The organism is Burkholderia sp. D-99 (assembly GCF_011605345.1).
Classification (GTDB): Bacteria; Pseudomonadota; Gammaproteobacteria; order Burkholderiales; family Burkholderiaceae; genus Burkholderia.
In genome coordinates, this window is sequence record NZ_JAAOXM010000001.1 from 987,780 (window position 1) to 1,002,995 (window position 15,216).

Sequence of the window (15,216 nt, forward strand, 5' to 3'; positions counted from 1 at the left end):
CGACAGCGTTGTCGGATGAACGGACCGGCAAAGAAGCCCTTGCCTCGCTCGTCGAGGCAAGGGCTTTTTTTTGTCTTTCGAAAACGCACGTCTTCACCCGAACCAGGAGCACACCATGCGTCATGGCGATATTTCCAGCAGCAACGACGCCGTCGGCGTCGCCGTCGTCCAGTACAAGATGCCGCGCCTGCATACGCGCGCCGACGTGATCGCGAACGCCCGCGAAATCGCGGAGCGCGTGGTCGGCATCAAGCGCGGCCTGCCCGGCATGGACCTCATCGTGTTTCCCGAGTATTCGACACACGGGATCATGTACGACGCGAAGGAGATGTACGACACGGCATCGACGATTCCCGGCGAGGAAACCGACATCTTCGCGGCCGCGTGCCGCAAGGCGAACGTGTGGGGCGTGTTCTCGCTGACCGGCGAGCGCCACGAGGAACACCCGAACAAGGCGCCGTACAACACGCTCGTGCTGATCAACAACAAAGGCGAGATCGTGCAGAAGTACCGCAAGATCATGCCGTGGGTACCGGTCGAAGGCTGGTATCCGGGCGACTGCACGTATGTCGCCGAAGGGCCGAAGGGGCTCAAGATCAGCCTGATCATCTGCGATGACGGCAACTACCCGGAGATCTGGCGCGACTGCGCGATGCGCGGCGCCGAACTCGTCGTGCGCTGCCAGGGCTACATGTACCCGGCGAAGGACCAGCAGGTGCTCGTGTCGAAGGCGATGGCGTTCATGAACAACTGCTATGTCGCGGTCGCGAATGCGTCCGGGTTCGACGGCGTGTATTCGTATTTCGGCCACTCGGCGATCGTCGGCTTCGACGGCCGCACGCTCGGCGAATGCGGCGAGGAAGAAAACGGCGTGCAATATGCGGAGCTGTCGGTGAGCCTGATCCGCGACGCGCGCCGCAACATGCAGTCGCAGAACCACCTGTACAAGCTGCTGCACCGCGGCTACACGGGCAAGATCGGTTCCGGCGAATCGCCGAACGGCGTCGCGCAATGCCCGTTCGAGTTCTATGCGAACTGGGTGAACGACCCGGACGGCACGCGCCAGGCCGTCGAGAAGCTCACGCGCGCGACGCCCGGCACGCCCGAATGCCCGATCGAAGGCATTCCGTCCGAAGCGCCCGCGCACCGCTGAACCCACGCCCTGCCCTGCCGTTCGCGCCGCGTGCGCGAACGGCTCCGTCCCACTCTGGAGCCTTCATCATGCTCGGTGTCGCTCTCTTCTTCATTGGCGCGGTGCTGGTCGTCAACGGCGTCGCGCTCACCGGCCGCATCGAACCGCGCGACGCGGCCGGCCTGAACCTGCTCGTCGGGCTGCTCGCGCTGCTGATCAACCTCGCCGGCCTCGTGCAGGCGTCGGCGCCACCGCAGTTTTTCTCGAGCGCGGGCGGGCTGCTGTTCGCGTTCACGTACCTGTATCTCGCCGCCGTCCAGTGGCGCGGGCTGCAAGGCGCGGGCCTCGGCTGGTACTGCCTGTTCGTCGCAATCAGCGCGCTCGTTTATGCAGGCACGTCGCACGACGTGCGCTTCGGTGCGATGTGGCTGCTGTGGTCGAGCCTGTGGTTCCTGTTCTTCGTCGCGCTAGGGCTGAAGCGGACTGTGCGCTTCCTGCCCGGCTACACGATCGCGATCGGCGTCGGCACCTGCTGGCTGCCCGGCATGCTGATGATGACGGGGAGGTGGTAATGAGCGCACGCGACACGCCGCTTGCCACCGATCCGCTCGCCGGGCACCGCATCGCCGAAGCCCCGTTCTACCAGCCGGCCGGCGCCGAGGCCGACTGGTTCGAGGCGGCCTGCCGCCATCACCTGCCGGTGCTGCTGAAAGGGCCGACCGGTTGCGGCAAGACACGCTTCGTCGAATACATGGCGTGGCGCATGGGCCTGCCGCTGATCCAGGTCGCGTGCAACGACGACACGGCGGCGGCCGACCTGACGGGCCGCCACCTGCTCGACGCCGACGGCACCTACTGGGCCGACGGGCCGCTCACGCTCGCGGCGCGACACGGGGCAATCTGCTATCTCGACGAGATCGTCGAGGCGCGCCCCGACGCGACGGTCGTGATCCACCCGCTAACCGACTCGCGGCGCGTGCTGCCGCTCGACCGGCTCGGCGAGGTCGTGCATGCGCATCCGGATTTCCATCTGGTGATCTCGTACAACCCCGGCTATCACGGCGAGCATCGGCGGCTGAAGCCGTCGACGCGGCAACGTTTCGTCGCGATCGACTTCGGCTATCCGGATGCCGCGCACGAGGCCGACGTCGTCGTGCGCGAAAGCGGTGCCGACCGCGAAACCGCGCGCCGGCTCGTCGACCTCGCGCAGCGCACGCGCGCGCTGGCGCAGGCGGGCAACGGTCTCGACGAAGGCGCGTCGACGCGCCTGCTCGTGCATGCGGCCCGGCTGATCGTCGCGGGGCTCGCTCCGCTCGATGCGTGCCGGATCGCGATCAGCGACGCGGCAACCGACGACGCCGATACGCGTGCCGCGTTGCAGACGATGGCCGCCGCGTACTTCGCGACATGAGCGCGCTGCAACTCGCCCGCTTCCTGCACGGGATGACCGCGCACGAGACCGACGTGCGGCTCGACGATGCGGCGCTGCGCGCGACGCTCGGTCATGCCGCGCTGCGCGTGCCCGGTGCGTTGCCGCCCGATGCGCGCATCGCGGCGGCCGCGCACGCGCTTGCTCACTGGCTGCATTCGCCGTCGGGCGAACCGGTCGACACACTGACGCCGATCGGCCTCGCCATCGCCGGCCTGATCGAGGATGCGCGTGTCGAGGCGCTGCTCGCGCGCGCATGGCCGGGGCTCGCGACCTTCTGGGCGCCCGCGTTCGCGCCGATCGACCGTGAAGGGCTCACGTTCGGCCGTCTGTGCGCGCGGCTGGCAAAAGCGTTGTTCGATCCGTCGTATCGCGACGGCAACCCGTGGGTGGACAAGGGCGTACAGCTGTTCAACGAACGTCGCGACACGCTCGACGATTACCGTGCGTTTCGCACGATTGCATCGCGGCTCGCGAACGATCTCGGCCAGATGCGCGTGCGCTTCGAACCCGACGACGGCGCATGGCTGCCCTATCGCGACGACAACGCGTGGCTGTGGGCGCAGCCGGCCTCCGCGGCGGCCGAACAGGCGGGCTCCGACGGCGTCGAGATGTCGGCCTCGACCGGCGGTCACAGCGACGAACCCGACGACGAACCGCCGCCCGCGCCCGATGCACCGCGCTATCCCGAGTGGAATTGCCACACGCAACGCGAACGACGCGACTGGACGACGATCGTCGAACGTGCGCCAGCCACGTCCGTGCCGCCTCGTTCGCTTGCTGCGCTGATCGAAGCCGACCGCCGCACGGCGAAGCGGATGCCGGCCGCCCGCGCGCCGGAGATGCTGCGACGCGTCGGCCGCCAGCTCGACGGCGATGCACTCGACGTCGATGCGGCGATCGCCGCACGGATCTCACACCGCGCCGGGCATGCGCCCGATCCGCGCGTGTTCCGTCGCCGCGTGCCGCACGACGCGCGCGGGCCCGTGCTGATCCTGCTCGACTTGTCGGCGTCGACGGCCGCGCAGGTCGCCACGCTCGAGAAGCGCGCGGCGTTCGTGCTCGGCGACCTGTTCGACCGGCAGCGGCGGCGCTGGGCCGTGCACGGCTACACGTCGGACGGCCGGCATCGCGTGTACTACGCGCGCTTCAAGGATTTCGGCGAAGCGTTCGACGCCCGGCGTCGTGCGGCGCTGCTGGCGGCCGACAGCGGGATGAGCACCCGCACGGGCGCGGCACTGCGGCATGCGCTGGCGTTGCTGCGCCGCGAAGCCGCGAGCGCGCGGGCCGCCGTGCTGATGATCGGCGATGGCGAAGCCGCCGACATCGACGTGTTCGACCCCCGCTACCTCGTCGAGGATGCACGTCACGCGGCACGCCAGGGCCGGCAGCGCGGCGTCGCGATCGCCGGTTTGTCGTTCGGCGCACCGCCCGGGTTGTCTACAATACTTGGCGTCGGCCCGCGCTGCGTCCACGCGGCGAACGGCGACGCATTGCCCGCCGTCGTCGCGCACGCGGCCGGGCGCCTGAGCGCGTGACGGCCCTCCCCGGAAGAGACAGGAACGATCGAATGAACAGTGTGAAGGTTGGCGTATTGTTCTCGCAGAGCGGATGCACGTCGCACCTTGGCCAGAGCCAGTTGCGCGGCACGCTGCAGGCGATCGCCGAGATCAACGAAGCGGGCGGCGCCAACGGCTGCGAGATCGTGCCCGTCGTGCGCGATGCCTGTTCCGACCCGGCCGTCTACGCGCGGCTCGCCGAAGAGCTGATCGCCACCGAACGCGTGAACGTGCTGTTCGGCGCGTACATGTCGAGCAGCCGCAAGGCGCTGATTCCGATCGTCGAGAAGTGGGACAAGCTGCTGTTCTACCCGACGCTCTACGAAGGCTTCGAGTTCTCGCCGAACGTGATCTACACGGGTGCGGCGCCCAACCAGAACAGCGTGCAGCTCGCCGCGTTCATGACCGCGCAGTTCGGCGCGCGCGTGTACCTGATCGGGTCCGACTACATCTACCCGTACGAGTCGAACCGCATCATGATCGACCTCGTCACGCAGCATCCGGAAGGCCAGATCCTCGGCGAGGTGTACATGCCGCTCGTCGCGTCCGAGCAGGATTTCGCGGCGGTGGTCGAGGACATCCGCGCGAAGGCGCCCGACTTCGTGTTCAGCACGCTCGTCGGCGACAGCACGGCCGCGTTCTACCGAGCGTATGCGCAAGCCGGCCTCGACGCACGCAAGATGCCGATCGCGAGCCTGACGACGTCCGAGATCGAACTCGGCCAGATGGGCGCGGCCGCGGCCGGCCACTACACGTCGTCGCCCTATTTCCAGACCATCGATTCGGACGTGAACCGGCGCTGCATCGCGCAGCTCAAGGCGCGCTTCGGCGACGACGCGAGCGCATCCGCGCCGTGGGAAGCCGCGTATTTCCAGGTTCACCTGTTCGCCAATGCGCTCGCGCGCGCCGGCACCGACCAGCGCGACCGGCTCGTCGAGCATCTCGCCGACGCGGAATTCGATGCGCCGCAAGGGCGTGTGAAGATCGACCGGCTCACGCAGCACACGTGCCTCTACCCGCGCATCGGCTGCGCGACGGCCGACGGCAATTTCACGATCGTGCGCGAAGCGACGCGGCGCGTGCATCCCGATCCGTACCTCGTCACGCATTCGCTCGGCGACCGCGTGCACGCGCCCGACGAACAGAAGGCGTAACCGACGATGCGCGCCCGCACCCCGATCCGCTCGACGCCGCGCCTGCTCGCCGAACTGCGCTCGCTTCGCGTGATGGTGTACTACCCGGATGACGACAACGGCCTGCTGCTCGTCGAGCAGCTCTCGCGCATCGGTTGCCCGAGCGAGCAGCGCTGGCCGCCGCCCGCCGCGTTGCCGGAGAGCGTCGACCTCGTGATTCTCGCGGTCCGGCCCGACCTGCTGCACCTGTCGATCCCGTGGCTCGAGGACGACGCGCGGCCGCCGCTCATCGCCGTCACGACCTACGAAAGCCCGACGATCCTCGAACTGATGCTGCGCATCGACGCGCAGAGCGCGGTGACGACGCCGGTGCGTTCGTTCGGCCTGTTGAGCGCGATGGCGCTCGCGTGTCACCAGAGCCGCCGGCACGACGAATACCGGCGCCGCATCGCGCAACTGGAGCAGCGCGTGATGTCCGCGCGCACGCTGCAGGAAGCGAAGACGCTGCTGATGCAGCACAACGCGATCAGTGAGGAAGAGGCGTACCAGCAGATCCGCTCGCAGGCAATGGAACGGCGCATCTCGATCAACCAGCTCGCCGAGCAGATCGTGCACGCGCATGCGCTGCTGAAGCGGTAACGCGAACGCGATCGCCAATCGCCGCGCGTCAGTCCGGCGGCGGCAACACGACCGTGTCCTCCGGCCCGAGCACGCGCCCGTCCTGCGAACGCAGCTCGAGCTTCCTGACCGGCAACCCGGCCTTCCGGTCGACGAGCAGCACGTGTGCCTCGTCCGGTTCGAAGAAGAAATCCTCGCCCCACTGCCGCAATGCGACGAGCAGCGGAAACAGGCCGCGCCCTTTCTCGGTCAGCACGTATTCGTGATGCGCGCCGCCGTCCGCGGCCGGCACGATGTCCATGATCCCGTGCGCGACCAGGTTGCGCAGACGCGCGGCCAGGATGTTCTTGGCCAGCCCGAGGTTCTTCTGGAATTCGCCGAAGCGGCGCAACCCGTCGAACGCGTCGCGGACGATCAGCAGCGACCACCAGTCGCCGATCGCGTCCAGCGGGCGGGCAACGCCGCAGGGGGAATCCTCGTGCGTGGTTCGTCTGTTCATCGGTGCATGAGGCGATGCCGTTCCCGGAATGCGGATGGAACGGCGGTCGTTTACGTTGAAATGAATGGTTGCAATATAAAACTATCTACACGAAAGATCAATCGCACGGGCCCCGACTGTTCGCAACCGACGAACGGCATGGTCGATTCGGGCCTCATTGGCACTTCGACTCATACGTCCAGCCGATAGATTCCGACATTGTCCCGGTCTGGTGCGTCATTTCCCACCAATGGTCCAGTCGTTCGGCGATTGGCCTGGTCATCATTTTGGTTGCAACTTGAAACTCGATAGCCTACGCTCGAATCGGTTTCAACTTGAAACCAAACTATTCCACTACAGAAGGAGCGCTCGATGATCCGGTCCGATGCCACGTTCAACGGCACCTTTCCTTTCGCCCCGCATTTCGACGACGCGTCCGGCTTCCGGATGCATTACGTGGACGAAGGCCCGCACGACGGCGAAACCGTCCTGTGCCTGCATGGCGAACCCACGTGGGGCTATCTGTTCCGCCATCTGGTTGCGGTGCTGAGTCGGACGCACCGCGTCGTCGTCCCCGATCACATGGGCTTTGGCAAAAGCGCGACGCCGCAGGGCCGCAGCTACTGGCTGCAGGACCATATCGACAACCTGGAACGTTTCGTGCTGGCGCTCGACCTCGATCGCCTCACGCTCGTGATGCACGACTTCGGCGGCCCGGTCGGCATGGGGCTTGCCGCGCGGCACCCGGATCGCATCCGGCGCATCGTGTCCGCGAACGGGCCGACGCCGTTCGGCCAGCCCGATCTTGTCGAGCGACTGACCGCGAACGGCCGCGATGCACCGTGGTTCCAGTGGATCATGCGCGCAGCCGCGGACGATACGCTCGAGACGGTGCTCGGTCAGCTCGGCTTCAACATCCTGAGCACGCTGAAGCTGAACGGATTCGAAAATCACGCGATCATCAACGACACCTGGATCGCCGCATACGGTACGCCGTTCGCGCAACCGGAGGACTGCGTCGGCGCAATTGGATGGGCCCGCGGGTTTGCCGCCGGCGCGCACCGGTTCGAGGAACCCGATGCGGCGGCGCTGCGCGCGATACGCGAAAAGCCCGCGCTCGCGATCTGGGGAGACGCCGATCGAACGCTCGGCGCCGAACACTTCCTGCCGCTCTTCACGGCACTGTTTCCGTCCGCGCCCGTCGAGCGGCTGGCGGGCGTCGGGCATTACTGTTTCGAGGATGCGCCCGACGCCATCGCGGCACGCATCGCCGGATTCATCCGGACCACCGGCTGAGTGCGTTGCGCAGCGGGCTGCACGACGCCCGGCTGCGCAACACGGCGTGCGCGGCCGCCTCCGCAACCGCGCACGCCCCGCTTCACGTCAGTGGATGATCCGCGTCACGCCACGCCCGCGCGGGTCGGCCATCGCCTCCGGCGTCTTGCCGTCGATCTTGATCACCTGGATGTCGCCGCTGAAATCCTGCCCCTTCAGCGTGTAGCCGCGTGCTTCGATCTGCTTCGCGAGTTCGCCTTCGATCGGGTGGTAAGGCTCCCAGAAGATCGTGTTCGGCGGCAGCAGCTGGTGATGGAAGCGCATCGCGCCGACGGCGTCCTTCAACGGCATCTTGAAGTCGTAGATGTTGTTGATCACCTGGAAGATCGACGTGAAGATGCGCGAGCCGCCCGGCGTGCCGATCACGAGCGACACCTTGCCGTCGCGGGTCATGATCGTCGGCGACATCGACGACAGCGGGCGCTTCTTCGGTTCGATCGCGTTCGCGTCGCTGCCGACCACGCCGAACATGTTCGCCACACCCGGCTTCGCGGAGAAGTCGTCCATCTCGTCGTTCAGCACGATGCCCGTGCCGTCGGCGATCACGCCCGAGCCGAAATAGCCATTGATCGTGTAGGTGTTCGACACCGCGTTGCCCCACTTGTCGACCACCGAGAAGTGCGTCGTTTCAGCCTTCTCCGGCATCGTCGTGCCGAGGCCCGGCTGCACGCTCTTCGTGTCCGACGGCTCCTTCGGGTTGACTTCGGCCGCGCGCTTCGCGATGTAGGCATCGTCGGTCAGCTGCGCGATCGGCACCTTGTAGAAATCGGGATCGCCGAGATACTGCGCACGATCGGCGAACACGCGCTTCTCGATTTCCGCGACGAGGTGGATGTACTGCGGCGAGTTGAGCTTCACGCCCTCGAAGTCCTGCTTGAGATCGGCCTTCATCTTCAGCAGCTGCACGAGGCCGATGCCACCCGAGCTCGGGGGCGGCGCCGTGATCACGTCATAGCCGTTCCACTTCGCCTGCACCGGCTGGCGCCACACCGCGCGGTACTGCGCGAGATCCTCGGTGGTGATCAGCCCGTTGCCGTCACCCGTCTTCATCGACGCGGCGATCAGCTCGGCCGTCTTGCCCTTGTAGAATCCTTCCGCGCCGTCGTTCGCGATGCGCGTGAGCACATCGGCGAGATCGGCCTGCTTGAAGTTCACGCCCGCCTTCAGCCCGGAGAAATACTTGTCGAAGTTGGTCTTGCCGCCGAACTCCTTCGATGCGTCGACGCCGCGCTGCGCGAGCTGTTCGTCGACGACGAAGCCGTCGCGCGCATAGTGGATCGCCGGCGCGAGCACCTGCTTCCACTTCAGCTTGCCGAAACGCTTCTGCGCCTCCCACATGCCCGCGACCGTGCCCGGCACGCCGACCGCGCGCGGGCCGTACAGGCTCATGCCCTTGACGACGTTGCCGTCCTTGTCGAGATACATGTCCTTCGTCGCGGCGAGCGGCGCGCGCTCACGGTAGTCGATGAAGTACGGCTTGCCGTCCTTGTAGATCGTCATGAAGCCGCCGCCGCCGATGTTGCCGGCTTCCGGATACGTGACGGCGAGCGTGAAGGCGATCGCGACGGCTGCGTCGATCGCGTTGCCGCCTTCCTTGAAGATCCGCTCCGCGGCATCCGCGCTGTACTTGTCGGCCACCGCGACCGCCGAGCTCGTCAGGACTGCCGGCTGCGGCCCCTTCGCATAGGCGGGCGCGTTCGGCAGGAACCCGATGCCGGCCACCGTCGCAAGCACGACAGCGGATGATTTGAAGCGATTCAGCGTAGTCATTGCATGTCCCCCATGTGGATCTCCTTCAGGCAGGAAAAGCACCTGTCCCGCGCATGGCCGCCGGCGCACCGACGGCCATATCCGGTTTCGTAGTATAGGGGGACAAAAAGGGTCGAACACGCGGCGTGCAATGAAAGCGCATGCGTTATCTGCGCCTGGTCATGCCGCGGCTTCCGAACATGCATGCGGATCGGCCGGAATGGCACGCGGTGCGCATTCATCGCGCACGTCCGCCGTGTACGTCATCACGCAACGCACAAAAAAAACCGAAAGTTGCGAACTGCGCGGCAGGCCACGCGGCACGTGCAAAAAAATCTGCAAACGTCCCTCCCGCTGCACGATCCGATCTGCGAAGATAGCGCCCCGCTTTCGCACCGCATCATTTTTTCGTTCACGCGCCGCCTCACGTTTCTTCGTCTCGCTTCCTATGGCATCACACAACGCGCATCATGCGTCCGGCTTCGCGGCCGGCGTTGCCGCCGCCGCCCTCGTCGCACAAACCGGCGCCACGGGCCCGTGGCATTCGGGCATGTTCGCCGCATTCGCGGCAGGCGTCGCCGGCGGCACCGCGCCCGACTGGCTCGAAGTCGCATGGTGGCGCCGCAAGCGCCGCCTGTGGGTCACGCATCGCACCATCACGCACTGGGGCATCGGCTGGATCGCCCTGCTCGCGCTCGGCTGGCACGGGCTCATCCATCATCCGCATCCGCTGTGGGCCGCGCCGCTGTTCGGCTTCGCATGCGGCGGCGTGATGCACCTGCTCGCCGACTGGCCGAACCCGCTCGGCGTACCGTGGATCTGGCGGCGTCATTCGCTCAACCTGTGGAACAGCGGGCATTGCGACCTGATCGTCGTGGGCGCCGCATGGGGCGGCACGCTGTGGCTCGCGCAGTCGTTGTGCTCGCGTGCGCCGCTGCTCGAACACTGGCTCGGCTGGCTGCATCGCGTTTAGTTGCAATTTGATGCAATTCGGCGCGCGATCTGCATGCCGGCGCGCATGCAACTTTCCGTCCATTGAAAGTGCGGTGCAGGCCCCCATCTGAATCCGGATCGTCGACACGCGTGCCCGGCACGCACGTGCGACGTCTGGCACACTGACGATTCGATTCGTACGCGCTCCTGCCGCGCGCTTGCACCCCATTTCAACGCTCCGATGGACGTCACCGCTACCCGCCCAGCCTCCCGTGCGCTCGACGTGTTCCACCCGGCCGTCGCCGCGTGGTTCCGGCGCACGTTCGCCGCGCCCACCGGCGCGCAGGCGCTCGCGTGGCCGCACATCAAGGCCGGCCGCTCGACGCTGGTCGCCGCGCCCACCGGCTCCGGCAAGACCCTCACCGCGTTCCTGTCCGCGCTCGACGATCTGGTGCGCGATGCGCTGGCGCACGACGGCACGCTGCCCGACGCGACGCTCGTCGTGTACGTGTCGCCGCTGAAGGCGCTGTCGAACGACATCCACGTGAACCTCGACGCGCCGCTTGCCGGCATCGCCGAATCGCTCGCGCAACTCGGCCTGCCGGTGCCGGCGATCCGCACCGCCGTGCGCACCGGCGACACGACGCAGGCGGAGCGCGCCGCGCTGCGCAAGCGCGCGCCGCACATCCTCGTCACGACACCCGAATCGCTGTACGTGCTGCTGTCGTCCACGTCGGGGCGGCAGATGCTGTCGAACGTGCGCTCGGTCATCGTCGACGAAATCCATGCACTCGCGTCGTCCAAGCGCGGCAGCCATCTCGCGCTGTCGCTCGAACGTCTCGACGCGCTGGCCGGCCATGCGCTTCCGCGTATCGGTCTGTCGGCCACGCAAAAGCCGATCGACGCGGTCGCGCGCTTCCTCGTCGGCGGCCCGGCAGACGCGCCGCGCGACTGCACGATCGTCGACACGGGCCATACACGCGAGCGCGATCTTGCGCTCGAACTGCCGAACGTGCCGCTCGAACCCGTGATGGCAACCGACGTGTGGGAGCAGGTGTACGACCGCATCGCCGGGCTCGCGGCCGCGCATCGCACGACGCTGGTGTTCGTCAACACGCGGCGCACTGCCGAGCGCATGGCGCGCCATCTCGCCGACCGGCTCGGCAAGGAAGCGATCGCCGCGCATCACGGCAGTCTCGCGAAGGAGCACCGCTTCGACGCCGAACAGCGCCTGAAGCGCGGCGAACTGAAGCTGCTCGTCGCCACCGCATCGCTCGAACTCGGCATCGATATCGGCGACGTCGATCTCGTCTGCCAGGTCGGCTCGCCGCGCGGGATCGCGCCGTTCCTGCAGCGCGTCGGCCGCTCCGGGCACCAGGTCGGCGGCGTGCCCAAGGGGCGCCTCTTCCCGCTGTCGCGCGACGAACTCGTCGAATGCGCGGCGCTGCTCGATTGCGTGCAACGCGGCGAGCTCGACGCGTTGCGGATTCCCGAAGCGCCGCTCGACGTGCTCGCGCAGCAGATCGTCGCCGAAGTGGCGTGCACGGAATGGCAGGAGGATGCGCTGTATGCGAGCTTCACGCGCGCGGCGCCGTACGCGCGGCTGACGCGCGAGCGCTTCGACGAAGTGATGAAGATGCTCGCCGAAGGCTTCACGAGCCGCCGCGGCGTGCGCGGCGCGTACCTGCATCGCGACGTGGTCGGCGGCACCGTGCGCGGGCGCCGCAACGCGATGATGACCGCAACCACGTCGGGCGGCACGATCCCCGACATGGCCGACTACGCGGTGCTGCTCGAACCGCAGGGCATCCAGGTCGGCACGGTCAACGAGGATTTCGCGATCGAGAGCCTCGCGGGCGACGTGTTCCAGCTCGGCAACCAGTCGTACCGGATCATTCGCGTGGAAACGGGCCGCGTGCGTGTCGAGGACGCGCAGGGCCAGTTGCCGAACATTCCGTTCTGGTTCGGCGAGGCGCCAGGGCGCAGCGACGAGCTGTCGGCGGCGGTCGGACGGCTGCGCGCGCGGCTCGACGGGCTGTTCGCGGACGGCGACCGGCAGGCATATGGCGGAGACCGTGAACACACCGGCGACGGAACTGGTGGGAAATCCATGCCCTGGACTGGCACCAAAGCGGGCGCGAGAGCGAAATCAAAGGCCGGGATCAAAGGCGATCCCGATGCCTCGATCGACTCGCGGCACGACACCGTTGCCGCCACCACCACCGAAAGCCGCCTCGCGCCGGCATTGCGCTGGCTCGTCGACGATCTTCGCTTGTCGCCCGACGCCGCCCGTCAGATCGCCGACTACCTCGCCCGCACCCGTGCCGCGCTCGGCGCGCTGCCGACGCAGGATACGCTCGTGATGGAGCGTTTCTTCGACGAATCGGGTGGCACGCAGCTCGTGATCCATTCGCCGTTCGGCAGCCGCATCAACCGCGCATGGGGGCTCGCGCTGCGCAAGCGCTTCTGCCGCAGTTTCAACTTCGAACTGCAGGCGGCCGCGACCGACGACGCGATCATCCTGTCGCTGTCGCTCGCGCACAGCTTCGCGCTCGATGAAGTGTGGCGCTACCTGCGTTCGGCCAGCGCCGAGCACGTGCTGGTCCAGGCACTGCTCGACGCGCCGATGTTCGGCGTGCGCTGGCGCTGGAACGCGACGACCGCGCTCGCGCTGCCGCGCTTCACCGGCGGCAAGCGCACCGCGCCGCAACTGCAGCGGATGAAGAGCGAGGACCTGCTCGCGACCGTGTTTCCCGATCAGGTCGCGTGCCTCGAGAACATCGTCGGCGAACGCGAGATACCGCATCACCCGCTCGTCGACCAGACGCTCGACGACTGCCTGCACGATGCGATGGACACCGATGGCTGGCTGGCGCTGCTGCGGCGGATCGAAAGCGGCGCGATCGAGCTCGTCGCGCGCGACCTGCCCGCACCGTCGCCGCTCGCGGCCGAGATCCTGAACGCAAAACCCTACGCGTTCCTCGACGACGCACCGCTGGAAGAGCGCCGCACGCAGGCCGTGCAGTCGCGTCGCTGGAGCGATCCTGAATCCGCCGACGATCTCGGCGCGCTCGACGCCGACGCGATCGATGCGGTGCGCGACGAAGCATGGCCGCTCGTGCGCGACGCCGACGAAATGCACGACGCGCTGCTCACGCTCGCGTGCATCGCCGACAGTGAAGCACGCGTGCACGAAGGCTGGCCCGACCGGCTTGCGGAACTTGCCGAACGCCGCCGTGCGACGAAGCTCGTTACGCCCGGCGGCGCCGCACTGTGGGTGCCGGTCGAACGGCTCGTGTGCCTGCGTGCGCTGCATCCCGACGCGCGCATCGCGCCGGCGCTCAAGGTGCCGGCTGCCTGCGCGCAGCCGTGGGAAGCGGATGCCGCACTCGTCGACGTGATCCGTGCGCGGCTCACCGGTTTCGGCCCGCTTGCAGTCGATGCGATCGCGACACCGCTCGGCCTGCCGCCTGCGTCGATCGCGACGGCACTCGCGGCGCTGGAGCGAGAAGGCTATGTGATGCGCGGCCGGTTCACGCCGGGCACGACGACGGACGAATGGTGCGAACGCCATCTGCTTGCGCGCATTCATCGCTATACGGTGAAGCGGCTGCGCCGCGAGATCGAGCCGGTGGAGCGCGCCGACTTCATGCGCTTCCTGTTCCACTGGCAACACCTGACACCCGACACGCGCGGCACGGGCCGCGATGCACTCGCGGCCGTGGTCGAACAGCTCGAAGGGTATGAGGCCGCGGCGAGCGCATGGGAAGACGCGTTGCTGCCCGCGCGGCTCACCGACTACACGGCGGGCGGGCTCGACGAGCTGTGCCGCTCCGGCAAGCTCGTGTGGACGCGCATCGGCGCGCCGGCGCGCGCGGCCGGCACGCCCGTGAAGACGACACCGATCGTGCTGCTGCCGCGCCGCCACCTCTCCGCCTGGCAGGCGCTACGCGATCCCGACGCGCAACCGGCGCTGTCCGCGCGGGCCACCCAGGTGCGTGACGCCCTCGCCGCGCACGGCGCGATGTTCTTCGATGCGCTGCTCGACGACCTGCACATGCTGCCCGTCGAACTCGAACAGGCGCTCGGCGAACTCGTGTCGGCCGGCCTCGTGAATGCGGACAGCTACGCGGGCCTGCGCGCACTGCTGAAGCCTGTCGTCAAGCGCAGCGCGACCTATGCGCCGCGCACGCGGCGCGGCGGTGCGCTGATCGGCGGAATGGACGACGCGGGCCGCTGGGCGCTCGTACAACGCCACGCGCCGCCGGACGATGCGCCGGCGCCGAAACGCGGCCAGGCCTCGGCCTCCCCCGACGCGCTCGAACACATCGCGTGGACGCTGCTGCGCCGCTATGGCGTCGTGTTCTGGCGCCTGCTCGAACGCGAAGCCGACTGGCTGCCGAACTGGCGCGAGCTCGTGCGCGTGCTGCAGCGCCTCGAAGCGCGCGGCGAGATTCGCGGCGGACGCTTCGTCGCCGGGCTCGCAGGCGAACAGTTCGCGCTGCCCGAAGCGATCCCGATCCTGCGCGAACTGCGGCGACAACCGGGCGACGGACAGTACGTTTGCGTGACGGGCGCCGATCCGCTGAATCTTGCCGGCACGCTGCTGCCCGGCGACAAGGTGCCGGCGCTGGCTGGAAATCGCGTGCTGTTCCGTGACGGCGTGCCCGTCGCATCGCTGGTTGCGGGGGCGTTCCACTACGCACCCGAACTGTCGCCCGCCGCGCGCGAGGATGCACGCCTGCGGCTCGCACGCCGCTACTGACATCGGCTGACCCGCGGCACCGCACGGACTACTGATCGCCGGGCCGCGCTGCCACGTGCCTTCGGGTAGCATCGAACGACTTTCC

At 67.9% G+C, this 15,216-nt stretch carries 11 protein-coding genes; 9 read left to right on the plus strand and 2 right to left on the minus strand.

Annotated features, from left to right (window positions below; all coding sequences use genetic code 11):
• The first annotated feature begins 115 nt into the window (after positions 1-115).
• The 6 genes from HAV18_RS04300 to HAV18_RS04325 all read left to right on the plus strand — a co-directional run bounded on the left by HAV18_RS04300 (position 116) and on the right by HAV18_RS04325 (position 5,892).
• Positions 116-1,153: an aliphatic amidase gene (locus HAV18_RS04300; RefSeq protein WP_166953152.1), complete on the plus strand. Its 1,038-nt coding sequence runs from the start codon at positions 116-118 to the stop codon at positions 1,151-1,153.
• A gap of 68 nt (positions 1,154-1,221) precedes the next feature.
• Positions 1,222-1,704, plus strand: coding sequence for an AmiS/UreI family transporter (locus HAV18_RS04305; protein ID WP_166953154.1), 483 nt, complete (start codon positions 1,222-1,224; stop codon positions 1,702-1,704).
• Complete coding sequence (locus HAV18_RS04310; RefSeq protein WP_166953157.1) at positions 1,704-2,543, plus strand: CbbQ/NirQ/NorQ/GpvN family protein; 840 nt, start codon at positions 1,704-1,706, stop codon at positions 2,541-2,543. Before HAV18_RS04305 ends, HAV18_RS04310 begins: the two co-directional genes overlap by 1 nt.
• On the plus strand, positions 2,540-4,099 hold the full coding sequence (locus HAV18_RS04315; RefSeq protein WP_166953159.1) for a nitric oxide reductase activation protein: 1,560 nt from the start codon (positions 2,540-2,542) through the stop codon (positions 4,097-4,099). Before HAV18_RS04310 ends, HAV18_RS04315 begins: the two co-directional genes overlap by 4 nt.
• A gap of 32 nt (positions 4,100-4,131) precedes the next feature.
• Positions 4,132-5,274 carry a transporter substrate-binding domain-containing protein gene (locus HAV18_RS04320; protein WP_166953161.1) on the plus strand — a complete coding sequence of 381 codons (1,143 nt, stop codon included), beginning with the start codon at positions 4,132-4,134 and terminating at the stop codon, positions 5,272-5,274.
• Positions 5,275-5,280: 6 nt separating this feature from the next.
• Complete coding sequence (locus HAV18_RS04325; protein ID WP_027791381.1) at positions 5,281-5,892, plus strand: ANTAR domain-containing response regulator; 612 nt, start codon at positions 5,281-5,283, stop codon at positions 5,890-5,892.
• Positions 5,893-5,920: 28 nt separating this feature from the next.
• Here HAV18_RS04325 and HAV18_RS04330 read toward each other — a convergent pair whose 3' ends face one another.
• A complete protein-coding gene (locus HAV18_RS04330) occupies positions 5,921-6,370 on the minus strand; it encodes a helix-turn-helix domain-containing protein (RefSeq protein WP_011355448.1) in 450 nt (149 codons plus the stop codon).
• A gap of 351 nt (positions 6,371-6,721) precedes the next feature.
• Here HAV18_RS04330 and HAV18_RS04335 point away from each other — a divergent pair, with 351 nt between their 5' ends.
• On the plus strand, positions 6,722-7,645 hold the full coding sequence (locus HAV18_RS04335; RefSeq protein ID WP_166953163.1) for an alpha/beta fold hydrolase: 924 nt from the start codon (positions 6,722-6,724) through the stop codon (positions 7,643-7,645).
• 87 nt (positions 7,646-7,732) lie between these two features.
• Here the strand turns inward: HAV18_RS04335 and ggt are convergent, their stop codons facing one another.
• On the minus strand, positions 7,733-9,454 hold the full coding sequence (gene ggt, locus HAV18_RS04340) for a gamma-glutamyltransferase (RefSeq protein WP_166953166.1): 1,722 nt from the start codon (positions 9,452-9,454) through the stop codon (positions 7,733-7,735).
• A gap of 427 nt (positions 9,455-9,881) precedes the next feature.
• Between ggt and HAV18_RS04345 the strand changes: the two genes are divergently transcribed.
• Positions 9,882-10,406, plus strand: coding sequence for a metal-dependent hydrolase (locus tag HAV18_RS04345; protein WP_059861431.1), 525 nt, complete (start codon positions 9,882-9,884; stop codon positions 10,404-10,406).
• A gap of 201 nt (positions 10,407-10,607) precedes the next feature.
• Positions 10,608-15,131, plus strand: a complete 4,524-nt coding sequence (locus HAV18_RS04350) for a DEAD/DEAH box helicase (protein WP_166953168.1) — start codon at positions 10,608-10,610, stop codon at positions 15,129-15,131.
• Positions 15,132-15,216: the final 85 nt, after the last annotated feature.